General features: G+C 35.3%; 21 protein-coding genes. 12 read left to right on the top strand and 9 right to left on the bottom strand.

The features are described from left to right. Positions 1-186 precede the first annotated feature (186 nt). Positions 187-798, top strand: coding sequence for a DUF3450 domain-containing protein (locus tag E0F98_RS03310; protein WP_132109154.1), 612 nt, complete (start codon positions 187-189; stop codon positions 796-798). Next, positions 791-4,165 carry a transcription-repair coupling factor gene (gene mfd, locus E0F98_RS03305; protein ID WP_132109152.1) on the top strand — a complete coding sequence of 1,125 codons (3,375 nt, stop codon included), beginning with the start codon at positions 791-793 and terminating at the stop codon, positions 4,163-4,165. Before E0F98_RS03310 ends, mfd begins: the two co-directional genes overlap by 8 nt. A 99-nt stretch (positions 4,166-4,264) precedes the next feature. On the opposite strand, the gene E0F98_RS03300 is transcribed toward mfd, so the two are convergent. The 4 genes from E0F98_RS03300 to E0F98_RS03285 form a co-directional block, all read right to left on the bottom strand. Further along, positions 4,265-4,780, bottom strand: a complete 516-nt coding sequence (locus tag E0F98_RS03300) for a hypothetical protein (RefSeq protein WP_132109150.1) — start codon at positions 4,778-4,780, stop codon at positions 4,265-4,267. 91 nt (positions 4,781-4,871) lie between these two features. After that, complete coding sequence (locus tag E0F98_RS03295; protein ID WP_132109148.1) at positions 4,872-5,528, bottom strand: aspartate kinase; 657 nt, start codon at positions 5,526-5,528, stop codon at positions 4,872-4,874. Positions 5,529-5,644: 116 nt separating this feature from the next. After that, positions 5,645-6,004 carry a YraN family protein gene (locus E0F98_RS03290; RefSeq protein ID WP_132109146.1) on the bottom strand — a complete coding sequence of 120 codons (360 nt, stop codon included), beginning with the start codon at positions 6,002-6,004 and terminating at the stop codon, positions 5,645-5,647. Positions 6,005-6,195: 191 nt separating this feature from the next. Then, on the bottom strand, positions 6,196-7,197 hold the full coding sequence (locus E0F98_RS03285) for a S66 peptidase family protein (protein WP_132109144.1): 1,002 nt from the start codon (positions 7,195-7,197) through the stop codon (positions 6,196-6,198). 165 nt (positions 7,198-7,362) lie between these two features. On the opposite strand from E0F98_RS03285, the gene E0F98_RS03280 reads away from it, so the two are divergent. The 3 genes from E0F98_RS03280 (at position 7,363) to amaB (ending at position 10,884) form a co-directional block, all read left to right on the top strand. Continuing rightward, complete coding sequence (locus tag E0F98_RS03280; protein ID WP_132109142.1) at positions 7,363-8,460, top strand: endonuclease/exonuclease/phosphatase family protein; 1,098 nt, start codon at positions 7,363-7,365, stop codon at positions 8,458-8,460. A 108-nt stretch (positions 8,461-8,568) separates the two neighbouring features. After that, positions 8,569-9,108, top strand: a complete 540-nt coding sequence (locus tag E0F98_RS03275; RefSeq protein WP_132109140.1) for a 3-hydroxyanthranilate 3,4-dioxygenase — start codon at positions 8,569-8,571, stop codon at positions 9,106-9,108. 222 nt (positions 9,109-9,330) lie between these two features. Continuing rightward, a complete protein-coding gene (gene amaB / locus E0F98_RS03270; protein ID WP_132109138.1) occupies positions 9,331-10,884 on the top strand; it encodes an L-piperidine-6-carboxylate dehydrogenase in 1,554 nt (517 codons plus the stop codon). 81 nt (positions 10,885-10,965) lie between these two features. Here amaB and E0F98_RS03265 read toward each other — a convergent pair whose 3' ends face one another. The 3 genes from E0F98_RS03265 to E0F98_RS03255 all read right to left on the bottom strand — a co-directional run bounded on the left by E0F98_RS03265 (position 10,966) and on the right by E0F98_RS03255 (position 14,090). Then, positions 10,966-11,463 carry a DUF6646 family protein gene (locus tag E0F98_RS03265; protein WP_132109136.1) on the bottom strand — a complete coding sequence of 166 codons (498 nt, stop codon included), beginning with the start codon at positions 11,461-11,463 and terminating at the stop codon, positions 10,966-10,968. Between the two features lie 47 nt (positions 11,464-11,510). Continuing rightward, the gene (locus tag E0F98_RS03260; protein ID WP_132109134.1) at positions 11,511-12,239 is read right to left on the bottom strand and encodes a metallophosphoesterase; all 729 of its coding nucleotides are present in this window, start codon (positions 12,237-12,239) and stop codon (positions 11,511-11,513) included. Between the two features lie 702 nt (positions 12,240-12,941). Continuing rightward, positions 12,942-14,090 (bottom strand): ATP-binding protein, encoded by a 1,149-nt coding sequence (locus E0F98_RS03255; RefSeq protein ID WP_132109132.1) that lies wholly within the window; start codon positions 14,088-14,090, stop codon positions 12,942-12,944. Between the two features lie 92 nt (positions 14,091-14,182). On the opposite strand from E0F98_RS03255, the gene E0F98_RS03250 reads away from it, so the two are divergent. Next, a complete protein-coding gene (locus tag E0F98_RS03250; RefSeq protein WP_132109130.1) occupies positions 14,183-14,992 on the top strand; it encodes a DUF4382 domain-containing protein in 810 nt (269 codons plus the stop codon). Between the two features lie 90 nt (positions 14,993-15,082). On the opposite strand, the gene E0F98_RS03245 is transcribed toward E0F98_RS03250, so the two are convergent. Next, positions 15,083-15,835, bottom strand: a complete 753-nt coding sequence (locus E0F98_RS03245) for an SDR family NAD(P)-dependent oxidoreductase (protein ID WP_132109128.1) — start codon at positions 15,833-15,835, stop codon at positions 15,083-15,085. Between the two features lie 75 nt (positions 15,836-15,910). Beyond that, the gene (locus E0F98_RS03240; protein ID WP_132109126.1) at positions 15,911-16,783 is read right to left on the bottom strand and encodes an aldo/keto reductase; all 873 of its coding nucleotides are present in this window, start codon (positions 16,781-16,783) and stop codon (positions 15,911-15,913) included. A gap of 212 nt (positions 16,784-16,995) precedes the next feature. Here E0F98_RS03240 and E0F98_RS03235 point away from each other — a divergent pair, with 212 nt between their 5' ends. The 6 genes from E0F98_RS03235 to E0F98_RS03210 all read left to right on the top strand — a co-directional run bounded on the left by E0F98_RS03235 (position 16,996) and on the right by E0F98_RS03210 (position 23,659). Next, positions 16,996-18,000, top strand: coding sequence for an AAA family ATPase (locus tag E0F98_RS03235; RefSeq protein WP_132109124.1), 1,005 nt, complete (start codon positions 16,996-16,998; stop codon positions 17,998-18,000). Between the two features lie 79 nt (positions 18,001-18,079). After that, the gene (locus E0F98_RS03230; RefSeq protein ID WP_132109122.1) at positions 18,080-18,943 is read left to right on the top strand and encodes a DUF58 domain-containing protein; all 864 of its coding nucleotides are present in this window, start codon (positions 18,080-18,082) and stop codon (positions 18,941-18,943) included. A 58-nt stretch (positions 18,944-19,001) separates the two neighbouring features. Continuing rightward, positions 19,002-20,633, top strand: a complete 1,632-nt coding sequence (locus E0F98_RS03225; RefSeq protein ID WP_132109120.1) for a hypothetical protein — start codon at positions 19,002-19,004, stop codon at positions 20,631-20,633. Continuing rightward, on the top strand, positions 20,633-21,634 hold the full coding sequence (locus tag E0F98_RS03220) for a vWA domain-containing protein (RefSeq protein WP_132109119.1): 1,002 nt from the start codon (positions 20,633-20,635) through the stop codon (positions 21,632-21,634). Before E0F98_RS03225 ends, E0F98_RS03220 begins: the two co-directional genes overlap by 1 nt. 175 nt (positions 21,635-21,809) lie before the next feature. Beyond that, the gene (locus tag E0F98_RS03215; RefSeq protein ID WP_132109117.1) at positions 21,810-22,844 is read left to right on the top strand and encodes a VWA domain-containing protein; all 1,035 of its coding nucleotides are present in this window, start codon (positions 21,810-21,812) and stop codon (positions 22,842-22,844) included. Between the two features lie 53 nt (positions 22,845-22,897). Next, entirely contained in the window at positions 22,898-23,659 is a 762-nt protein-coding gene (locus E0F98_RS03210) for a tetratricopeptide repeat protein (protein WP_132109115.1), read from the top strand. Positions 23,660-23,682 lie beyond the last annotated feature (23 nt).

Raw genomic sequence — 23,682 nt, 5'->3', positions numbered from 1 at the left:
TGCTAGAAATGTAGCGTTTTACGTCGAATTCTAATTTGTAATTTCGAATCTATAATTATAAATTTACTTTGTAACTTTGCGCTTCCTTGTAATCGCAATGAAATGAGCCTGAGAGATTTTATACCTCGAGAAGAAAGGGACTGTACTAATTACATTGGAAACCACAAAACAACTGAGAACATCCCTATGAAATATAAAATAGTATCCTTTCTTTTTCTGCTTATTTTCCTTTCTTCTTGTAAAGATGATAACCAAAAAAGGATAGCAGAGAATGAAAAAGACGCCAAAAAAAAGGAAGTCATTTTTTCGAGTATAAAAAAAGGCTGGGTTTTTTATGACACACCCATCAACACAGCTGCAGAAGAAAGTGTAGGGAGCTGGAATGAGCTTCGTCTGTTTTTGGCTGAATTAGCCCAAAAACCCAATAATACTATTGGCGCATTTCAACAAAAATCAACCGCCATTTCTAAAAAAGCGATGGCGTTGAACGAGAATTTGCCATTACAATTTGACAAACCGCAAATAAAAAGCCGAATCTCAACACTAATTACTAAAGTGAGATTGTTAGACTTGTACATTCATTTGGACAATATTCCAGATAAAAAAGTGGTTGTTCTCATTGCCGAAATCAATAAAGAGTTGGCTTCCCTACAGCGCCAAATGGATATTATTGTGGAGAAAAGCAAAATTCCTTTAGAAGAAGGAGAATCCGAACTAAAGAAAATGATGGATGCCTCCAGAGCCATTCCAGAAAGTAGTCCTGTAATAAACGATCAAAATATTTCTAGAGTTGAGTAAAACTGCCTTATATAACACCTTCGATAATTCGCCTAAAGTGCAACAAATTGTTGACCGCTTGCAGGAAGATAATCAACCAAAATTACATCTTGATGGCTTGTTGGGATCATCGGTATCTTTTGTTGTGCGTGCACTTTTTAAAAAAGCCGACGCTCCATTCTTAGTTATTTTAAACAATAAAGAGGAAGCAGCTTATTATTTGAACGATTTGGAACAAATGATTGGTGAAAAGGACGTGCTGTTTTTTCCAGGTTCGTACCGTCGTCCATACCAAATTGAAGATACTGATAATGCTAATGTTTTGCTTCGCGCCGAAGTGCTTAACCGAATCAATTCCCGCAAGAAACCTGCTGTAATAGTAAGTTATCCCGAAGCGCTATTTGAAAAAGTGGTGACTCGTAAAGATTTGGAGAAAAACACTTTGAAAGTGTCGGTTGGAGATAAAATATCTATTGATTTTATCAACGAGGTTTTATTCGAATATGAATTCAAAAGAGTAGATTTTATTACAGAACCGGGCGAGTTTTCTGTTCGTGGAGGAATCGTCGATGTGTTTTCTTTTTCGAATGATAATCCTTACCGAATTGAGTTTTTTGGTGATGAGGTCGAAAGCATTCGTAGCTTTGATGTGGCGACACAGCTGTCTATAGAAAAGCAGAAGAAAATTACGATAATCCCAAATGTAGAGAACAAGGTTTTTCAGGAAAACAGAGAAAGCTTTCTGGATTATATTTCAGAGAAAACAGTGATTTTTATTCAAAATACTGAAGATCTTTTTTCTCAATTAGACAAGCAATTTGCAAGAGCAGAAGAAGCGTTTGAGAAATTGTCACAAGAAATAAAACGTTCCACACCGGATCAGTTGTTTTTAAATCAAAGGACATTTATAAAGAGAGCCTTAGATTTTTCGGTAATAGAATTGAGCGCGAATCCCATTTTTAAGATAGCTAAAAAATGGGAATTCCACATTTTACCGCAGCCGTCGTTCAACAAGCAATTCGATTTGTTGTTGAATAATTTGAGTGAAAATCAGTTTAACGGATACAAAAATTATTTATTTTGTTCTAATGACGCTCAGGCAAAGCGCTTTCATGATATTTTCGAAAGTTTAGACGAAACAAATTCAGAGGATATTCGAAAGCAATATAATACTATTGTTTTGCCTTTGTACCAAGGTTTTATTGACGAAGAAAACCAAATAACCTGCTATACAGATCATCAAATTTTTGAGCGCTACCACAAATTCAACATTAAGAGTAGCTATTCGAAAAAGCAAAATATCACCTTAAAAGAATTGACCACGCTTTCCGTTGGAGATTATGTAACTCACATCGATCACGGAATAGGACGTTTTGGAGGTTTACAAAAAATACAAGTCGAAAATAAAACTCAGGAAGCCATAAAACTAGTTTATGCAGATAATGATATTGTGTATGTGAGCATTCATTCGCTACATAAAATTTCAAAATATACCGGTAAAGACGGAACACCGCCCAAAATTTATAAGTTGGGTTCGAATGCTTGGAAAGTTTTAAAACAAAAAACTAAGGCAAGGGTTAAGCATGTTGCATTCAATTTGATTCAGCTATACGCCAAAAGACGATTGGATAAAGGATTCCAGTTTTCGAAAGATAGTTACTTGCAGAACGAATTAGAAAGTTCCTTTATTTATGAGGATACACCGGATCAAACCAAGTCAACGCAGGAAGTCAAAGCCGATATGGAAAGCGATCGTCCTATGGATCGATTAGTATGTGGTGATGTCGGTTTTGGTAAAACTGAAGTTGCTATTCGTGCTGCTTTTAAAGCAGTGGATAATAGCAAGCAAGTCGCAATTCTAGTTCCTACAACCATTTTAGCCTACCAGCATTATAGAACTTTTACGGAGCGATTAAAAGATATGCCAGTTACCATCGGTTACTTAAACCGATTTAGAACGGCCAAACAAAAAGCGGAAACGCTAAAAGAGTTAGCTGAGGGAAAACTTGATATTGTTATTGGGACACATCAATTGGTCAATAAAAATGTAGTTTTTAAAGATCTTGGATTGCTGATTGTTGATGAAGAACAAAAATTTGGTGTCAACGTAAAAGACAAATTAAAAACCATTGCCGCTAACGTGGATACGCTCACATTGACTGCAACGCCAATTCCGAGAACCTTACAGTTTTCTCTAATGGCCGCGCGAGATTTATCGGTAATTACGACACCGCCACCCAATCGTTATCCTATTGAAACTAATGTTGTTGGTTTTAGTGAAGAGATGATTCGGGATGCGATTTCGTATGAGATTCAGCGTAACGGACAAGTGTTTTTTATCAATAATAGAATCGAAAACATAAAAGAAGTTGCCGGAATGATTCAACGTTTGGTACCGAATGCCAGAGTTGGAATTGGCCACGGTCAGATGGAAGGGAAAAAACTAGAAGAATTGATGTTGGCTTTCATGAACGGTGAATTTGATGTTTTGGTGGCAACCACAATTATCGAAAGCGGCTTAGATGTTCCTAATGCAAATACGATTTTTATTAATAACGCTAATAATTTCGGATTGTCAGACTTGCATCAAATGCGTGGACGTGTAGGACGTAGCAATAAAAAAGCATTTTGCTATTTTATCTGCCCACCATATTCAGTGATGACAGACGATGCTAGAAAGCGAATTCAGGCTTTGGAACAATTTAGTGAACTAGGTAGCGGATTTAATATTGCGATGAAAGATTTAGAAATTCGTGGTGCTGGAGATTTATTGGGTGGTGAGCAAAGTGGTTTTATTAACGAAATAGGTTTTGACACTTATCAGAAAATCATGAATGAAGCCATTGAGGAGTTGAAGGAAAATGAATTCAAGGATTTATATCCTGTTGAGAATGATATTGAAACCAAAGAATATGTAAAAGACCTGCAAATTGACACGGACTTTGAGTTGTTATTCTCTGATGAGTACATCAATAACATAAGTGAACGATTGAGTTTGTATAGTGAATTATCAGCAGTTAAAAACGAAGAGGAACTGCAAGTTTTCCAGACAAAATTGATCGACCGTTTTGGACCTATGCCGCCACGAGCTATTGCTTTAATGAATAGTATTCGAATAAAATGGATTGCGACACAAGTAGGAATCGAGAAACTAGTAATGAAACAAGGCAAGATGATTGGCTATTTTGTTTCTGATCAGCAATCTGATTATTACCAGTCGAAACGCTTTACATCAGTCATGGATTTTGTGACTAAAAATAGTTCAATCTGTAAAATAAAAGAAAAAGAAACGAAGAATGGTCTAAGATTGTTACTGACTTTTGACAATGTAAAATCGACCAGAAGAGCATTAGAATTGATGGAGATGCTGGGAGGGAAAAAAGTATAAAACAAAGCTTCCAGCCTTTTAAAGGCTGGAAGCTTTTTGTTTTACTTATTCAATAATCAAATCTTCTATTTCATGTAAGTCTTGATTAATGCTGTGGTACTATTTAAAGTTCTCCAAATCATAAAACGATTCTATAATTTTATCTCTTTGCAATTTAGTTGTTTTTGTTGAAAGAATTGTTCCATAAGAGGTCCAAGGGTATTCTATAATGGTTTCTGTAAAATTATGATGAACAGGGTTATTGTGGATATAAAAAATAAGTTTTTGGAAATAGGTGTCAGAAGTAACTACTTTTCTCTTAAAATTTTTCTCAAATAAACTACCAGTCCTTTTATATCGTTTATTCATCGCTAAAGTATAGGCGTTAAACAAATTTGAAAACTGTTTTGAAGCACTTATTGCTTTTGGTTTATCAGTTGATGAGTATTCTAATTTTGTAATATCAATCTCTTCCGTTTCTTTAATGTAAACCAGAATGTGAAAATGATTTTTCATCAAACACCAAGCATAAGTTTCAGCTATTGGGTCAATATATTTGTCGTATAACCTCAGAAAATGAATATAGTTTTCGATATCATAGAACAAGTTAATTCCATTATTACCTCTATTATACATATGATAGTATTTACCGTTTTCAAGAGGAATTGGGATTCATAAGAGTTACGGGGTTAAAAGCTTTCAGTCTTTTAAAGGCTGGAAGCTATGTTTAATTCTTCAAATCCTTGATTACTTTAAAAGCAACATCTACTTGGTCTTCACTTACTAAAATAGTAAACTCATTAGAAGTTGAGATAACTTCATTGATGATGATTCCTTCCCAAGCTAATCGCTGAAAGATGAAATAATAAATACCTGGAACAATAATATTTTCTTTAGGTAATTTAACGGTGATTGATGCTAAATTGTCTAATTTTTGGATCAATTTTTCATTTGCAAAATGCTTGTCCACTAAGTGATTAACACTATTGCTTACTACAATATTGATTTCATTTACTCCTCTAGATGAAGTGTAAAACACATCAGGCAAAGCGTTAATATCTGCTATTAATTCGCCTTGCTTGTTCAAAACCGTTTCCGAAACTGAGAAAGCATAGTCAGTCAAAGCAGACCTTACGGTTATCTCTCCAATGTTTTTTATTACTTTATTTATTTTGTGATTTAATCTAAAATCCAGTTCTTCAGTTAGTCTTTTTAATGACATGACAACTGCACCTTGTTTTACTTCTTTGCCAAATTCACTTTCTAATTCTGACATTATATTTCTAGATAGCGACGTCAGATTAATGATTCCAAGAGAGAGTGCGTTTAAAAGGAAAGGTTTTGTTTTGATGTAATTTTCAACAATGGAAGAAACAGTTTTCATAATTTTAATATTTTTTACCTGGTTAGAACAGTAAATTTTTATTTGTCGTAATAAAATTAGAAGCAAATATAAATAAAAAAACATTTTGTTACAAATATAACATCGATAAATTTTCTCTAAAAATGATAAAACGCATCTATAAGGTGTTCAATAACAAAAGATTTACCTTCTTTATGAATGGCAATGATGTCAAAACGAACTTCCAAATCAAGGTTTTTTTGATTGACATATTCGTTAACCGCTTTTACGAGTAGCTGAATTTTTTTAGGTTTCACAAAATCCTGTGGTAAGCCAAATTCTAGCGAGGAACGGGTTTTTACTTCAACTATGGCGAGGGTGTTTTCTTTTATAGCAATGATGTCAATTTCTGCTTTTTGAAAAGTCCAATTGATGTCTAAAATAAGATATCCGTTTTTCTGAAGAAACTCGACCGCCATTTCCTCTCCAAATTTCCCAAGATCGTTATGTTCAGCCATTTTTGTTGGTTTGCGATGTTCAGTTTAGAGTGATCAGCCCACAATACTCATTTTAAAGTGTTTAGCTCCCTGGATTTTGTTTTTGAAAGTATTCAGCTTCCAAAACATTTATTTCAAGAAGCATTCAAAATAAACTTCCATCTAATCACTCCATCCTTCGGCGGGTCCCGAAGCGTCGGGAGGGGGGAGGATTACTCAAACACTAACACACTCTTTTTGTCATTAACATCAAGACGAACTACACTTCCTAAGACTAGAGCTCTATTGTCGCGAATATGTCCTGCGGGGAAATTGTAAACTACCGGAATTTTATATTGTTTAGTGACATCTTCAATAATTTCAAGGGCGTTTTTCCCCCATGGAATATCGTTATCTCTCATCTTATTCATAGACCCTACAATGATTCCCTTTATATTTTCTAGGCAACCATTTCGTTTTAAGTTCATCATCATGCGATCTATATGATAGAGGTATTCATCTAAATCTTCGATAAATAAAATTTTGTCGTTGCAGTCAATAGCCGAATCCGAACCTAGTAAGCTGTAAAGAATTGATAAGTTTCCACCTACTAATTCCCCCGTAGCAGTTCCAAATCGATTCATTGCGTCTGGAGCAATTTCGTAACGGATTGGATTTCCAAACAAGGCTAGTTTTAAACTTTGAACGGCCTCAGGAGTTGCTCTAGGAAACGTTACAGGCATAATCCCGTGTATGGTTTTATATCCCATCGTGTTTAAATGGTTGTGCAAAACCGTGATATCGCTAAAACCAACAATCCATTTTGGGCTTTGTTTAAATTTTGTAAAATCGAGTAAGTCGATTATTCTAACGGTGCCATAGCCGCCTTTTACACACCAAATCGCTTTAATATTTGGGTTGTCTAATTGCTTCTGTAAATCGGCTGCTCTTTGAGCATCAGTTCCTGCCAGTTGATTTTCGTCTAAACCAATTGTGTTTCCTATAACAACTTCTAGTCCCCAACTATGCAATAAATCTATTGCAGGTTGTAGGTTGTCATCAATATTTTTTCGGGCTGTGGCCAAAATTGCAATGGTATCTCCTTTTTGTAAAATGGGTGGTGTTGTCATTTTTGTATGGGCTTGGCTGTTGAAAGATTGTAAAACAAAAAATAAAAGTAAGGCTTTATAAAAACCAAAACTACTGTTTATAGACCAAAATCGGGTAGTACGCATATTTTTGTTTTTCGAGAATAGTTAGAATAATGGAAGTCAAATAAATGGACTAAAAACCAAAGATAATGAATTTCGAAAATAATTAAAGGATTGATGTTAAAATGAAGTATTTTTACTAGTAGAGTCGCTGATTGTTAGGACATAAGAATTTTTTACATTTTAAATATGAGAGTTGCGCAATTATTTCTGATGTTGCTTTTAATGTTACCGATAGCGCAAGTACTTGGTCAACAAAAAAAATATGCAATCCATACCGTTGCATTTTATAATTTCGAAAACCTTTTTGACACCATAAACGATCCTAATACAAATGATGATGAATGGACACCAAAGGGAGCTCAGAAATGGACTACCAAAAAGTACAAGCAAAAACTACAGAATCTTTCTCGAGTTTTACTCGAAATAGGTTCTTCCGAAAACACCAATTCACCTACTTTTATTGGGGGTTGCGAAATAGAGAACAGAGGGGTTTTGGAAGATTTAATAAAGGAAACAAACCTTATTGATAGAGACTACGGAATCATCCATTTTGAATCTCCAGACAAAAGAGGAATAGACGTAGCACTTTTATATCAAAAGAAGTATTTCCGACCGACAACCTACACCAATATTCCCCTAATAGTTTATAAAAAAGAATCGCTGAATAAAGTTGAATCAGACGAAAAAACAGACGATAGTTTAGCCATAAACTATTATAATAATCGTGTTTTTACCCGCGATCAGCTTTTGGTAACAGGTTTTTTAGATGGAGAAGAAATTAATATTATTGTCAATCACTGGCCGTCGCGCTCCGGTGGAGAGAAAAAATCTAGTCCATTTCGCGAAGCCGCAGGAGTTTTAAACAGAAAAATAATCGATTCTTTGCAGCAAATAAATCCAAATGCAAAAGTATTGACTATGGGAGATTTAAATGATGGTCCTTATAATAAGAGTATAAAAGTTGCCCTTGACGCCAAAGCCATTAAAGGTGATGTTCTCCCTTTTGGAATTTACAATCCTTTTGAGGAGATGGCTAAGAGAGGCTTGGGAACTATTGCATATCGGGATTCATGGGATATTTTTGATCAAATTATGGTTTCGCAATCGCTTATCAGGAATGATTTTTCCTCCTTTAGTTATTGGAAAGCAGGGATATACAACAAGTCTTTTTTAATACAATCTTCAGGTCAATATAAAGGGTATCCAAAACGACATTCGGTCAACGAGGTTGGTTTCAGTGATCATTTTCCGGTTTATATTTATCTTATAAAGGAAGTTCAGTAAAAAAATTCTTTAGTAGAAACGCGTTGCTATAGTTTCTGTTTTTATACACTAAACCGCTAGAGACTTTTTAGTAACTTAGCGGATCATTAATTTAATAATTCGAAAAAAATGGCAATTTCAAAACCTTTCAACCTTAATAAATGGATTGATGAAAACCGTCAATTACTGAAGCCGCCTGTAGGGAATAAAAACTTATATGTAGATTCTGGTGATTATATTGTGATGATTGTTGGCGGGCCAAATGCTCGAAAAGACTTTCACTATAATGAGACGGAAGAGTTGTTTTATCAATTAGAAGGAACTATTCAAGTCATTACACAAGAAGACGGCCAGCGCAATGTTTTAGAACTTCAGGCTGGTGATATGTACTTGCACCCAGCAAAAACGCCACATTCTCCAGTGCGATCAGAGAATTCTATTGGTTTAGTGATCGAACGAAAAAGGGAAAATCAGGGCTATACTGACGGCTTATTATGGTTTTGTGAAAACTGTAACCATAAACTGCATGAAGTATACTTTGAATTAAAGGATATTGAAAAAGACTTTTTGCCTCATTTTGAAAATTTCTACAAATCTGAAGCCTTGCGAACATGCAGTAACTGCGGAACAGTGATGGAGGCAGATGCTCGATTCATAGCTAGTAAATAAGTTTAATAAAGCATTTTCTTTGGTTAGGAGCATTTTCTTTGGCTGTAAAATCGCTCATATAAATCTAAAAAATTTTAGTAGGGAAGAATTGTGTAGAAGAAGTCGTATTTAATAAAATACCGTCTCTTCTTATGGATATTTTATAAAATGATCGTTGCATAATAATACTTTAAATAATATCTTTACGAAAATAATATAACAATTTATAACAAAAAAGTTACAATGATAACAATAGCAAATCAATTCGGAATGAAAGAGGCTTTGGCACAATTGGGCATAAAGGACATAAATGAAGGAACTTCAACAGGGTTAAATCACTTTTCAAGCGGAGAAATCCTTGAAAGTTATTCTCCTGTAGATGGTCAATTGATAGCGAAAGTTAAAACTTCTACTGCGGCAGATTACGAAAAGGTAATGCAGTCAGCTACCGAAGCTTTCAAAACATTCCGTTTGATGCCAGCACCGCAGCGTGGTGAAATCGTGCGTCAGTTTGGAGAGAAATTACGTAAAAATAAAGAGGCTTTAGGTAAATTGGTTTCTTACGAAATGGGGAAATCATTACAAGAAGGATATGGTGAAGTGCAAGAGATGATTGATATCTGTGATTTTGCAGTGGGTCTTTCTCGTCAATTGCACGGATTAACAATGCATTCAGAGCGTCCGCAACATAGAATGTATGAGCAATATCATCCATTGGGAGTTGTAGGGATTATCTCGGCGTTTAACTTTCCAGTAGCAGTTTGGGCTTGGAATACGGCTTTAGCTTGGATAGCTGGTGATGTTTGTGTTTGGAAACCATCAGAGAAAACACCTCTATGTGGAATTGCCTGTCAAAATATAATTGCTGAAGTAATTAAAGAAAATAATCTTCCAGAAGGAATTTCTTGTTTGATAAACGGAGATTACAAAGTGGGTGAAATGATGACTAATGACAAACGTGTACCGTTAATTTCGGCGACTGGTTCTACTCGAATGGGGAAAATCGTGGCGCAAACTGTAGCAGGTCGTTTGGGAAGATCATTATTAGAATTAGGAGGAAACAATGCTATTATCGTTACGCCGGATGCTGATATAAAAATGACTGTTATTGGAGCTGTTTTTGGAGCTGTAGGAACTGCAGGGCAAAGATGTACTTCTACACGGCGTTTAATAATACACGAAAGTATTTACGATAAAGTTAAAGATGCTGTTGTGGCGGCTTACAAACAACTTAGCATTGGGAATCCATTAGACGAGAACAATCACGTTGGTCCGCTTATAGATACTCATGCTGTCGAAATGTACAATAGAGCGTTGACTAAAGTAGTAGAACAAGGCGGAAAAATTCTTGTTGAAGGTGGTGTGCTTTCAGGAGAAGGATACGAAAGTGGGTGTTACGTCAAACCTGCGATTGCAGAAGCAGACAATTCATTCGAAATCGTGCAACATGAAACTTTTGCTCCAGTATTGTATTTATTGAAATATTCGGGAACTGTAGAAAATGCAGTTGACGTTCAAAACGGAGTGGCACAAGGATTGTCTTCTGCTATTATGACAAACAATTTAAGAGAAGCAGAGCATTTCTTATCTGTTGCCGGATCAGATTGTGGTATTGCTAATGTAAATATCGGAACATCTGGAGCTGAAATTGGTGGTGCTTTTGGAGGAGAAAAAGAAACTGGTGGGGGACGTGAATCAGGATCAGATGCATGGAAAGTGTACATGCGTCGTCAAACCAATACTATCAATTACGGAACTTCTTTGCCATTGGCACAAGGAATAAAATTCGACTTGTAGTATAAAGCATGTAAACACAAAAAAGGGCAATTTGAAAATTTCAAATTGCCCTTTTTTTATTTTTCGAATAATTCGTTTTTGTTACAAATTAAATGACATACCGATATTTACAACAAACTGGTTGTTTAAATGTTCAAAACCAGTTGTGTTTTTGTCATATTTGGCGATAGGAAATCCAGCTTCACTAAATAATCCAAAACCTTCGGTAAAGAAATAACGGAAACCAAGATGTCCACCAAAATTTCTTAAGCCAACATCTAAACCTGGGTAAACATCCATTTTTGGATCTAATTGTAACACGTCTCCTAGGTTAGCATTAAATCGCGCTTTAAAATCGATACGGTCTCCAAAGTCTGGTTCGTTTCCTAAATCATCAGAAGCAACAGATAATAAATAATTAGCAGTTAGTCCCAAAGACATGTTTTCGCCAATACCAAAATCAGAAGATAGGTAAAGTCCTGTACCGCCATTTTGAAGGTTTAAACCTACCTGGCCTTTTACATCTCCATTTCCTTTAAAAGCTTGTGCGTTGGTAAGCCATACCGACGATAGTAATAATAATGTAATTACTTTTTTCATATTTTTAAATGTTTAATACAATTCATACAAAATTAGAACATTAAATTTTAATTCCGACCTTTTTCGTCAAAATACAAAGTGTGCAGGGGTTCGCTTTGCCAGAATTCCTTTGTGTCTACATTCAAAATGGTCAAAGGCCCTTTGAAAGCGGCGCCTGTATCTATATTCCAAACACAAGCCATTTGCACGGGTTCTGTCCTACCAATGCGCGTTACTGGAGTATGTCCTATGTAGATTTCGTCGTATAGAATCAATCGTTTTGGATAGAGTAAATCGTTGGGTTTAATACTTCTATCTAAAGACAAGGCTGTTTCCCATAAAGTTCTATCCCAATAAAATGGTTCAGGATAATACTCATACTGCACTCCGTTCATATTCGTAAACCCTGCGTGAACAAATAGACGTTTCTTATCATCAAGATAGTAGTTTTGCAAGGAGTGCAAAAATTCAATATGAAGGTTTTTAGTGGTAGCATCTACTTTTTCATAAGCTAAAACTGTTGCTTCTCCACCATGTTTATACCATAGCTCATTGTCTTCTTGACCATCTTTTAGCCAATGAAGTAACAATTCATCATGATTACCTCTTATAAACACACAATTATGTGTCGTATTCAATTCAATCAAGTAGTCAAGAACTTGCGGCGACTGACTCCAGCCATCCACGTAATCTCCTAAAAATATCAGAGTGTCGTCTGCGGTAACCTTGGCTCTTTCCATAATTTGGTGAAGTGCACGCAAGCCTCCGTGAATATCACCTATAACTAATGTTCTCATTTTGTGTTTGGTCAATCTGGATTATACAAACAGCAAGACTGCTGCTGCTTTAAAGCATAAAAATAAGTAAAAGAGTTGGGAAGAATTGCTTTTTTAATGGTTTTTTCCTTAAAAATAAATTAGCACAGAAATCCGTAAATTAGTAAAATTGCTTTTCTATTGTGTATAAAGCGTTTAGTTGAAGTGTAATAATTAATAGCCGTTGCTATTGACTCTATTTTTTACCAAAGAAAATTTGTCCAATTCGATGAAAATAGAATTCACCATTAAGAAGGCGGTGTTATAGGAATATTGGACAGATTGGGATTCGAGCACAGGGATAAATTTATAGTTTTCTCTCTATAATGTGTTGATTTTGAATTAAAATCACTATTTTTGGGTTGCGAAATATCACTATATTTAGTGATTGCGTAGCGTGATGTTTTAAAGTAATTTCACAAAAAAAAATCTGCAATGAATACACTTATCGTTTTGTCGCTTTTAATTATTCGAATGGTTGCCAACTTTGTCAATGAACTTTTTCTGGCGGTCTGGCATTTTTAAAGCCTCACTTTAATTATTTATTTTTTAAGGACATCAATATTTTTGATGACTTCCTACTTAATCCTATCTTCTTTTTTTTCGAAATTCATCCTAGATTTTTTAAATAGCACTATATCTGAGGTTAGAGTTCTTACCACTATTTATAGTTCTCTCGAATAGTTACATTCGCTTTGGTACATCATACTTCATTTTTCTCAAGATTCGCATGGCTTCTTTAAAAGACAAATAAATTTGAGGAAAAGGTTTTAAGTACGGTTTGGCTTCCACTAATTTTTCTTTGGCCTCTTCAAATCCGTTGAGGTAACAAATCATGAATGTCGAGGGTACATTTTCTAGATCCTTGCGTTCGCTTGCTGTTAATGTCTGTCCTTTTTTTAGTTTCGCCAGCAAAGCAATATTGGAGTTGTAAATGTGATAAAGCATTTTTCGGCTGAATTCCGGTGGTTGGAACAGCATCTCATTTTCTATTTTGTAATATCCATTTTCATAGAAATAGATGGTTTGTTTCTCCAGTGGATAATAACTCGTTTTGTCATTCAAACCCAAAGAAACATATTCAGTAATTGTAAAACTGTGTTCGTCAAAAGTAATGGTAACTACATCTTGAGCCGAATAAAACAATTTTACTTGCTCATTAATCAGTTCGATGTCAACACGGGACAAGAACGTTTTATCGCGTACTTTTTTTGGAATTCCTGCCCAGCAAATCACAAATAGTTCTTTGAATACTTTATATTTTGGGGCCATGTCTTTATGACGAAAATTCATAAAATCAAATACGCCGTCCAGGGTGTATTCTATATTATTTCGGGCATTGTTCTCTATCCCAATTACGGTCTCTGAATTTTGAAAATTCTTTTTGATTTTTTCTTCCGTTGGCATCGTGTTGCTGCCGTGCCTAATAAAGGCGCTATTGATAAGGATAGTATGGATTCCTTTTTTAAAATAGGAGGAATTTTTTTTTGGTTTTATTGTTACCAGCCCAATTACTTTGTCTTTTGGCAAGTTTGGGAAAGGCACGTTTTCATATTGAATTTTAGGAGGGTGTTCTAAATAAGCATTCACTAAATTCTGAATGTGGCTGTCATCAAAAAAATCTACGCCCACTATTTCATTGTCTAAATCTTCTACCCCCACCACGATATAGGAATTATTGGCAGGATTAGAATTAGATAAAGCGCAAATGTGTTTTAAAAACTTTGCTTTTCCTTCCCGAGTATGCAAGTTCAACTGACGTTTTTTATCATAAAAGCTACTCTCATCATTTTGGGCGAGCAGGTTTTTAATAAGAAGACGTTTGTTGATCATGTGCTAAAAATGTTTAGAATCGCTATTAAAATTGTACTAAATCGCAAAATTAAGCGTTATTAAAAGTAACAAAATTTAAATAATGGAAAGATATGAAAAAGATTAAATTTTATGTGCTAAGTTTTAGTGTAATAACATTTATGTTGTTGTCAATTATAGGGTGTAATTCAAGTGATGATTCGGCACAAACTTCAAGAGTTTCAGTTCGAATGACGGATGCTCCTGGGGATTATGATGCTGTAAACATCGAAGTTCGGGATGTTTTGATAAAGTCGACCACAGATGATGACGACAGTAAAGGCTGGGTAAGTATAGGGAATGTTTCTCCAAAAATATATAATTTATTAGAGCTAACGGGTGGAGTAAATGTATTGTTAGCTGATAATCTGGTGCCTTCCGGTTTTTTAGGGCAAGTTCGATTGCTTTTAGGCGAGAACAACACTGTTGTTAAAAATGGTGTAAGTTATGCTTTAAAGACGCCAAGCGCACAACAATCTGGACTAAAATTAAAGATTAATCAAACATTAGTTGCGGGAGCCACCTATGATTTTTTACTGGATTTTGATGTAGAACATTCTATTGTTGTACAAGCAGGTAGTTCGGGTAATTTTAATTTACATCCAGTTATTAGAGTTTCTACAACTGCAACTTCAGGAGTAATCAAAGGTACAATCAACCCTGTTTTGACAGGCTTTCAGGTTGTGGCTTCTGTTCAAGTGGGTGATGTTGAGGTTACGGCTTATGCCAATGAATTGGGAGTGTTTCAGCTAAATGGTATTCCTGCGGGAACTTACACTGTTACTTTAACTCCAGAAATAGCCTCAGGAAAAGCGATTAAAACGGTTCCAGGGATCGTAGTTGTTAATGGAATTATGACTAATATGGGTGCTATTTCCTTATAAAAATAGAGCTATAATTATTGGATAAAAAAAAAGAGGATTAAATTCAATTAATGTTGAATTTAATCCTCTTTTTTATTGCTGTAAATTAGATTAATCTCTTTTTACTATTGTAGAAGAAGCCTGCGCTGTACTCATTACAACTAAATCAGCAATATTGACATGATAAGGTCTGGACACAACAAAGTGAATAATATCAGCAATATCTTCAGCTTGCAGAGGCGTGAACCCTTGATACACCTTATCAGCTCTATCTGTGTCTCCCTTAAAACGTACTTCGCTAAATTCAGTTTCTACCATTCCGGGGTGAATGGCGCCTACTCGTATGTTGAACGGATTTAAATCAATACGCATACCTTGATTTAAGGCGTCGACTGCATGTTTTGAGGCGCAATATACATTTCCATTTGGGTATACTTCTTTAGCCGCAGTGGAACCGATATTAATGATATGGCCAGACTTTCTTTCGATCATTTGGGGAATAATAGCTTTCGAAACATATAATAATCCTTTTACGTTGATATCAATCATCGCATCCCAGTCGTCTAGATCACCAGTCTGAATAGGGTCTAAGCCATGTGCGTTTCCGGCATTGTTTATAAGAATGTCAATTTTCGAGAAGGCTTCAGGCAAAGAAGCGATACAATCAGAAACGGCTTGTTTATCCCTTACATCAAAAAGCAAGGAATGTACGGCTGTAAGTTGTGAAAGTTCTTTTTCAAGTTCCGCCATTCTATCTTCACGTCTTCCGCACAGGATTATTTTATAGTTATTTTTTGCTAATATTTGTGCGGTCGCTTTACCAATTCCGCTGGTTGCACCGGTTATTAAGGCTGTTTTACTCATGGTTTATTATTTCTTTAGAAATCAATACTTTCAGATTTCATTTTTATCTTCCTCGAACTGCAATCGGCGTTTAAATTATGGAACATCTTCTCCCATACTTTCTGCCCAGATGGCAAACCAATCTTCTTTTTCAAGATCTAATTCAACTGCTTTGATCAATGATTGTATTCGAGCAACATTTACGGTTCCAGCGATGGGAATTACTTTTGCTGGGTGTTTTAAAACCCAAGCGAGTAAAATTGTATCAGCACCTAGACTGTATTTTGAAACTAATGTTGCTAATATTTTTTTCAATCGATGTGTTTGCGGAATATCGTTTCTGAAAACAATTCCCAGTGGATTCCAGGACATGGGACGTATGTTGTTCAATTGCATATAATCAAAACTTCCGTCAATCATAGGCTCAAAATTTGTTGCTGAGAACTGCACCTGATTGTAGCTTACTTCTGTTTTTTGACGAATTAATTCCGTTTGCGAACTAGTAAAATTCGAGAGTCCAAAATCGATAATTTTCCCCTCTGATTTTAGTTTTTCTACCGCTTCAGCAATTTCATCTGCTTGCATCAACGGACTGGGTCTGTGAAGCAAAAAAACATCTAAATAATCCGTCTGTAAATTCTTTAAAGATTGTTCTACAGACCAGATAATGTGTGCCTTAGAATAGTCGTAATGTTTGATTCTGTTGTCTCGGTTTTCAGCTAGCATTTGGATTCCACATTTAGAAATCAACTGCATTTTATCTCTGGCTATTTTGCTAGAAGCAAATGCTTTCCCGAAATCGGCTTCAGTAGTATAATTGCCATAAATATCGGCATGGTCAAAGGTGGTAATTTTGTTTTCTAAACACACATGGATTATGTTTTCCATTTCCTTTGAGGTTAGGTTTTTATCCCAGACTCCCCAATTCATTGTGCCAGCAATAATAGGCGATAATATTGTTTTGCTCATGTTTTTTATTTTTTACGGAAACCCGGAATTTTCCTAATTCCAGATATATTTTTCAAAGTTCTTAAAAATAAGAAAATTGTATCATAATTAGTCCTTAAAATTAGAGGTTTATTAGAAGTTTTAACCATTTTTTAACATCTTACCTCTAAAAAAAAATTCAATTTGCACTCTCAAATAGAAGGCATTAAATTCAAGGTTTTAATTATAGCAATATGGAAGAAAATACATCGACTTTAGACATTAGAGCAATCAATGAAAAAATAGAAAGAGAGAGCGCATTTATCGACCTCTTGACAATGGAAATGAATAAAGTGATTGTGGGTCAAAAGCACATGGTTGAGCGATTATTGATCGGACTTCTAGGACAAGGACATATTTTACTTGAAGGAGTTCCGGGATTAGCAAAGACGCTAGCTATAAATACACTTGCACAAGCGGTACATGGATCGTTCAGTAGGATTCAATTTACACCAGATTTATTGCCAGCAGATGTTGTAGGAACGATGATTTACAACATTAAGCAAAATGAATTCTCCATAAAAAAAGGACCTATTTTTGCTAATTTCGTTCTTGCAGATGAGATTAACCGTGCACCAGCCAAAGTGCAATCGGCATTACTAGAAGCGATGCAGGAAAAGCAAGTGACCATTGGTGACACTACTTTTAAACTAGACAGGCCTTTCTTAGTTTTAGCAACTCAAAACCCAATTGAACAAGAAGGAACGTACCAACTTCCAGAAGCGCAAGTCGATCGTTTTATGTTAAAAACAGTTATTGACTACCCTAAAATGGATGAAGAGCGAATGGTCGTTCGTCAAAATTTAAAAGGAAGCTACGAGAAAGTAAACCAAGTTGTATCTGTAGAACAAATTCTAAGAGCACAGGAAGCGGTTCGCGAAGTGTATATGGACGAAAAAATCGAGAAGTATATTCTTGATATAATTTTCGCCACTCGTTACCCAGAGAAATATAAATTGGCAGATTTGAAACCGTTAATCAGTTTTGGAGCTTCTCCACGTGGAAGCATCAATTTAGCAAATGCGGCCAAATGTTATGCTTTTATAAAACGACGTGGTTATGTAATTCCAGAAGATGTTCGCGCCGTGGTTCACGATGTTTTGCGTCATAGAATTGGGATTACATATGAAGCAGAAGCTGAAAGCATTACCTCTGTTGATATTATCAATAAAATTATAAACGAAGTTGAAGTACCATAAAGTGAATAGTAATAAGTGAATAGTAATTAGCCTTGGTTTGTTACTATTCACTATTCACTAATTACTAATTACTAAAAAAATGGATACAAAAGAGCTTTTAAAAAAAGTACGAAAAATAGAGATAAAAACCCGAAGATTGAGTGATCATATCTTTTCTGGGGAATATCACACCTCTTTCAAGGGGCGCGGAATGACTTTTAGTGAAGTACGCCAGTATCAATATGGAGATGACATTCGAAATATTGACTGGAATGTTACGGCACGTTACAATGAAGCTCATGTAAAAGTCTTTGAAGAAGAGCGTGAATTGACCATGATGTTGATGGTGGATATCTCAGGTTCGGAAAGTTTTGGATCTAAAAATCAATTTAAAAAAGATATTGTTACGGAGATTGCTGCAACCATGGCATTTTCGGCAACACAGAATAATGATAAAATAGGGTTGATTTTATTTTCAGACCAAATTGAATTATATATTCCGCCAAAGAAAGGGAGATCACACGTCTTGCGTATCATTCGAGAATTAATCGAATTTGAACCTAAAAGTCATAAAACGGATATTGCTCAAGCTTTAAAATTTTTATCCAGCACTCAGAAAAAGAAAGCGATTGTATTTGTTATCTCTGATTTTATGTCGGAAGATTATGACCATACCTTGAAAATCGCATCTAAAAAACATGATATTACAGGAATTCGAGTATATGATATTCGAGAACAACAAATGCCAAATGTAGGAATGGTGCCGATGCTCGATGCGGAAACAGGACAAATACAATTAATTGATACCAGTTCTAAAACCGTTCGATTCAACTACGAGAAATATTATAATGAGAAATTAAATTATTTCAAGGAAACATTCAGTAAGTCAGGTGCTGGCGTTGTAAATACTAGAGTTGACGAAAGTTATGTAACTAAATTATTAGGCTATTTTAAATCGAGGTAAATATCCCCACCCAGCCTTCCCGAAGGGAAGGAGTTGAAAAACAAATGTTTCAAAAAACATGAAAAAATACTTTTATTTACTTTTATTGGTTCTATCAACTTCCGTTTTTGCTCAGCAAAAGCGATTGGTAACAAGCATTGATACGACTAAGAACAAAATTGGCGCCGAGTTTAAACTGACGGTGAAAACGTCGGTGGATACTTTTTCTAAAGTTAAATTTCCAAATCTAAAAAACATTGGAGCTCTCGAAGTGATTCAGTCTTATCCTATAGACACGATCAGGAATAATGATCGTTATGAATTAATCAAGAAATACGGACTAACACAATTTGATTCTGGGAGATATACGATTCCGAGTATAAAGATTTTCATTAATAACAAGCCTTATTTAACGGATTCTATCTTGGTAGAAGTGGCCAATGTTCAGGTGGACACTTTAAGACAAAAGATGTATGATATAAAAGATATCGTTCCAGTGAAGAGTTCAATTGGTGACTGGTGGAAATACCTTTTGATCATCGCGCTTATTCTAGGAATTGGTGCATTAGTGTATTGGTTTGCTAAAAAACAGCAAAAGAAAAAGATTGAAGAAGAGGTGTATAAAACACCAATAGAAAAAGCAACAAGCTTACTGAACACCTTAGAACAAAAGGAACTTTGGCAAAAAGGGGAAGTAAAGGCGTATTATAGTGAATTGACTGATATTGCCCGTAATTATATCGAAGAAGCAATAGATATTCCAGCTATGGAAAGCACAACTTCGGAGCTGATTGTTGGACTTAGAGCTGCTTCTGTGAGAAAGAAGATGACGCTTTCGCAAGAGACGATAGAAAATCTAGAGCGCGTTTTAAAACAGGCCGATTTAGTGAAGTTTGCTAAATCTAAGCCTTTAGATTATGAAATTACTGAGGATCGAAATAAAATACAAAAAGCAATTTTAACACTAGATAGCTCCATTCCTGTAGAAATCGAAATCGAAGAAGATACTTTATTGAATGAAGCGCAAAAACAAAAACAGATCCAAATTCAATTAAAGAAAAAAAGAAGCCAACGCATACTTATTGCAGTCGCTTCGGTTGTTTTCTTATTGTTAGCAACAATGACTTATTTTGTTGTAACAAGAGGTTTTGACTATGTAAAAGATACGATAATAGGTCACCCAACTAAAGAATTATTGGAAGGGGAGTGGATAAGAAGTACCTACGGAAATCCCGGTGTGACTATTGAAACACCAAAAGTGCTGAAGCGAATTGATTTAACAAAATCACTTCCTAAAGACGGATTGCAGCTCGTTAAAGAAATGCAATCATTTGCTTATGGTAGTTTTCTGGATAATTTTTATTTGATGGTCTCCACCATTAAATACAAACAGGACGCTCAAATAGATTTGAAGAAATCGATGGAAGTTACTTTACAGACGTTAGAGTCACAAGGAGCACAAAATATGATTGTCAAGCAAGAAGATTTTGATACAAAAGAAGGTGTAAGCGGTTTAAAATCATACGGATCCTTCTCGAGATTTGATGTTAACTCGAAAAGCAGTGAAAAACTGTACTATGAAATAATATTGTTCAGTCAAGAAGGCGGACTACAGCAAATAATGCTTTTCCACGAAGAAGCAGATTCATATGCGAATGAAATTTCAGACCGAGTTTTGAGCTCTGTCGAATTAATACAATTAAGTAAATAATGGGAAATATCACATTTTTAAATCCTGAGTTTTTCTGGTTGTTTCTTTTGATTCCAATTGCCATTTTTTGGTTGTTTGTGAAAAGAAACCACCAATCTGCGACTTTAAAAATAAGTTCAGTCAAAGGTTTTAAATCATCGGAGTCCTTGTTAGTAAAGCTCAAACCTTATTTGAGTGTATTAAGATTAGTGGCGTTGAGCTCTTTGATTGTGGCGATGGCCAGGCCTAGAACGGTTGATATTAGTAACAAAACAAAAACGACAAAAGGGATTGATATTGTAATGGCAATTGACGTTTCAGGAAGTATGCTTGCCAAAGATTTGAAACCGAACCGAATGGAAGCGCTGAAACGAGTAGCAGCTGATTTTGCAGATGAGAGACCTAATGATAGAATAGGGCTTGTCGTTTATGCTTCTGAAGCTTATACAAAAACACCTGTTACTAGCGATAAGGCCGTTGTTCTGGAGGCTATCAGGGGAATAAAATACGATAATGTTCTGCAGGATGGAACTGGAATAGGAATGGGATTAGCTACAGCGGTAAACCGTTTAAAAGACAGTAAAGCCAAGAGTAAAGTAATTATACTTCTGACTGATGGGGTGAATAACGCAGGTTTTATTGAACCAGAAACAGCTGCAGATATCGCAAAACAATATGGCATAAAAGTGTATACCATAGGAATTGGGAGTAACGGTATGGCCGAGTCGCCTTATGCTATAGGTCCGAACGGTCAGTTTTTATTCCAAATGATGAAAGTCGAAATTGACGAAAAATTGATGAAAAGTATCGCTTTAAAAACTGATGGACGTTATTTTAGAGCGACTAGCAATAGCAAGTTGGCTGAAATTTATGCAGAGATCAATAAATTAGAAACGACAGAAATCGAAGAATTAAAGTTCTATGACTATGATGAAAAATACAGGTCTTTTGTATGGCTTGCGGCTTTTTTATTATTAGCTGAGATTGGACTAAGAAATACTGTTTATAGAAGTTTTATATAGGATCCCCACCCCAGCCCTCCCCGAAGGAAGGAGAGGGAGACTGGTCGTGAAATTTTTTTGTGAAAACTGTAAATTTATTAAAGAGTAACTATTGCTGTTTTGCTTTGATGATAAAAGAGAATATTTAGCAACTTATGGCAACTGCTAACTGAATACTGCTAACTGAATACTAAGAATGGAATTAGACGAAATAAAATATTTATACTTACTTTTTATACTGCCATTTGTGGTGGTACTGTTTCTTTATACCTCCTATTGGAAAAGAAAAAAGAAGAAGGAATTTGGGGATTTAGAAATGGTGAAAAAACTAAGCCCTGAATCTTCACTTTTCAAGCCTGTTTTTAAATTGGTTGTGATTCTTTTGGCTTTGGCAGGAATGATTTTTGGATTGGTAAATCCAAAGATTGGTACTAAAATGGAAACGGTAAAACGAGAAGGGATTGATATCGTTTTTGCGATGGATGTGTCCAAAAGTATGCTTGCCGAAGATGTTGCGCCAAGCCGATTAGAAAAAAGCAAACAAATTGTTTCGCAAATTATCAATCAATTAGGCAGTGATAGAATAGGGATTGTAGCTTATGCAGGAAGCGCTTTTCCAGTGTTGCCCATCACTACTGATTACAGTGTGGCCAAAATGTTTCTGCAAAGTATGAATACTGAAATGGTGTCTTCACAAGGAACTTCCTTAGATGAAGCTATAAAGTTGTCTTCAACCTATTTTGACGATAAGAGTAAAACGTGTAAGCTTTTGATCTTAATTTCTGACGGTGAAGACCATTCTGAAGGGGCTAAAATAGCAGCAGACGAAGCGAATAAGCAGGGAATGAGAATCATCACAATAGGAATAGGAACTGAAAAGGGTGGGACGATTCCTTTAAAAAAGAATGGTGTTGTAGAAAGTTATCAAAGAGATAATAATGATGAGGTTGTTGTTACAAAATTGAACCGTAGCAGTATGGAGGCGATTGCTAAAGCAACTAAAGGAGGATATGTCAACGGGAATAACACCAAAGAAGTGCTGGAATACATTAAGTCTAGTTTAGATGATATTCAGAAAACAGAATTTGAATCCACTCAAATGGCCGATTTCCAATCGCAGTTTCAATGGTTTCTTGGTTTTGCATTCTTTTTATTGTTTTTGGATTTGTTTTTATTGGAAAAGAAAACAAATTGGGTGAAGAAAATGAATCTATTTAACGAAGAAAAATAAATGACTGTTCCTTCAGGCATTAAACCAAGAAGGACTAGTCTAATTTTATAAAAATGAAGAATTTTAAAACATATATACTTACCACTTTTTCAATTCTATTTCTAGGGATGGGAGGCGTATTTGCACAAGCGAAAGATAAAAGCTTAGCGAAAGCAAACGAAGAATATGCAGACAATAAATTCGTGGATGCAGAAGCAGATTACAGAATTTCAAATTCAAAATTTCCAAACAGAACTGTTGCTCCTTATAATTTAGGTAACGCAATTTACAAACAAAATCAGGCATCTGAAGCTAAATATGCTTATGCCAAAGCGATTAAAAACACGGAGTCAAGACCTCAAAAGCACAAAGCCTACCATAATTTAGGTAATGTATTCATGAAAGAAAAAAATTATACGCAAGCGGTGGAAGCCTACAAAAACGCACTGCGCAACAAGCCTTCAGATGAGGAAACAAGGTACAATTTCGCATTAGCAAAAAAAATGCTGAAAGAAAACCCGCCTAAAGACAACAAGGACGATAAGGATAAAAAAGATAAAGACAAGGATAAAGACAAGGAAAAGGATAAAAAAGAAGGAGATAAAGATAAGAAGGACGACAAGGGAGATGACAAGGATAAGGATAAAAAAGACGGCGACAAAAAAGACGAAAAACCGGAAGATCAACAAAAGCCGCAATCAAAACCGGGTGGAATTTCTAAGCAACGATTAGAAAACCTTTTGGATGCGGTTAACAATGAAGAAAAGAAAATTCAAGACAAAGTAAATGCTCAAAAAGTAAAAGGAAAGCCAACAAAGACAGAGAAAGATTGGTAATTCAGGTTGATTTAAGAAGGGAA

It is taken from the genome of Flavobacterium hiemivividum (assembly GCF_004349145.1).
Classification (GTDB): domain Bacteria; phylum Bacteroidota; class Bacteroidia; order Flavobacteriales; family Flavobacteriaceae; genus Flavobacterium; species Flavobacterium hiemivividum.
Note: the sequence above shows the minus strand (reverse complement) of the source record. Positions and strands in the feature narration are given on the sequence as shown.

Excerpts from the sequence above, each read along its gene's own strand:
- E0F98_RS03220 (WP_132109119.1), top strand. The coding sequence starts at position 20,633 with ATGGGAAATATCACATTTTTAAATCCTGAGTTTTTCTGGTTGTTTCTT.
- E0F98_RS03235 (WP_132109124.1), top strand. The coding sequence starts at position 16,996 with ATGGAAGAAAATACATCGACTTTAGACATTAGAGCAATCAATGAAAAA.
- E0F98_RS03255 (WP_132109132.1), bottom strand. The coding sequence starts at position 14,090 with ATGATCAACAAACGTCTTCTTATTAAAAACCTGCTCGCCCAAAATGAT.
- E0F98_RS03265 (WP_132109136.1), bottom strand. The coding sequence starts at position 11,463 with ATGAAAAAAGTAATTACATTATTATTACTATCGTCGGTATGGCTTACC.
- E0F98_RS03295 (WP_132109148.1), bottom strand. The coding sequence starts at position 5,528 with ATGAAAACTGTTTCTTCCATTGTTGAAAATTACATCAAAACAAAACCT.
- E0F98_RS03285 (WP_132109144.1), bottom strand. The coding sequence starts at position 7,197 with ATGCGTACTACCCGATTTTGGTCTATAAACAGTAGTTTTGGTTTTTAT.
- E0F98_RS03310 (WP_132109154.1), top strand. The coding sequence starts at position 187 with ATGAAATATAAAATAGTATCCTTTCTTTTTCTGCTTATTTTCCTTTCT.
- E0F98_RS03215 (WP_132109117.1), top strand. The coding sequence starts at position 21,810 with ATGGAATTAGACGAAATAAAATATTTATACTTACTTTTTATACTGCCA.
- E0F98_RS03260 (WP_132109134.1), bottom strand. The coding sequence starts at position 12,239 with ATGAGAACATTAGTTATAGGTGATATTCACGGAGGCTTGCGTGCACTT.
- E0F98_RS03245 (WP_132109128.1), bottom strand. The coding sequence starts at position 15,835 with ATGAGTAAAACAGCCTTAATAACCGGTGCAACCAGCGGAATTGGTAAA.
- E0F98_RS03240 (WP_132109126.1), bottom strand. The coding sequence starts at position 16,783 with ATGAGCAAAACAATATTATCGCCTATTATTGCTGGCACAATGAATTGG.
- E0F98_RS03275 (WP_132109140.1), top strand. The coding sequence starts at position 8,569 with ATGGCAATTTCAAAACCTTTCAACCTTAATAAATGGATTGATGAAAAC.
- E0F98_RS03230 (WP_132109122.1), top strand. The coding sequence starts at position 18,080 with ATGGATACAAAAGAGCTTTTAAAAAAAGTACGAAAAATAGAGATAAAA.
- amaB (WP_132109138.1), top strand. The coding sequence starts at position 9,331 with ATGATAACAATAGCAAATCAATTCGGAATGAAAGAGGCTTTGGCACAA.
- E0F98_RS03300 (WP_132109150.1), bottom strand. The coding sequence starts at position 4,780 with ATGTATAATAGAGGTAATAATGGAATTAACTTGTTCTATGATATCGAA.
- E0F98_RS03280 (WP_132109142.1), top strand. The coding sequence starts at position 7,363 with ATGAGAGTTGCGCAATTATTTCTGATGTTGCTTTTAATGTTACCGATA.
- E0F98_RS03250 (WP_132109130.1), top strand. The coding sequence starts at position 14,183 with ATGAAAAAGATTAAATTTTATGTGCTAAGTTTTAGTGTAATAACATTT.
- E0F98_RS03210 (WP_132109115.1), top strand. The coding sequence starts at position 22,898 with ATGAAGAATTTTAAAACATATATACTTACCACTTTTTCAATTCTATTT.
- E0F98_RS03290 (WP_132109146.1), bottom strand. The coding sequence starts at position 6,004 with ATGGCTGAACATAACGATCTTGGGAAATTTGGAGAGGAAATGGCGGTC.
- E0F98_RS03225 (WP_132109120.1), top strand. The coding sequence starts at position 19,002 with ATGAAAAAATACTTTTATTTACTTTTATTGGTTCTATCAACTTCCGTT.